Source organism: Cytobacillus oceanisediminis 2691 (assembly GCF_007678455.1).
Lineage (GTDB): Bacteria > Bacillota > Bacilli > Bacillales > Cytobacillaceae > Mesobacillus > Mesobacillus oceanisediminis_A.
Map to the genome: position 1 here is coordinate 1 of NZ_VEEP01000399.1, position 237 is coordinate 237.

Annotated in this window: 1 pseudogene; it reads left to right on the forward strand. The window is 48.1% G+C overall.

Going from position 1 to position 237, the window contains the following annotated elements:
- Nucleotides 1-237 (forward strand): annotated as a pseudogene (locus FS736_RS25370) (ABC transporter permease); the annotation flags it as partial.

Consider the following 237-nt stretch of genomic DNA (forward strand, 5'->3'; position numbering starts at 1 on the left):
GGGGTTTGATTGATTTTGTGATTGGGGTGATGTATGGGGGTATTGGTGGGTATAAGGGGGGGAGGAGAGAGGATTAGATGATGAGGGTGATTGAAGTAGTTTATGGACTGGGGTATTTGGTGGTGGTGATTGTAATGAGGGTTGTGATGGGAGCAAGGGTGGGTAGGATGATATTTGCTTTGAGGATAAGAGGATGGATAGGAATGGGGAGGATTGTGGGGGGTGAGGTGGTGCAAA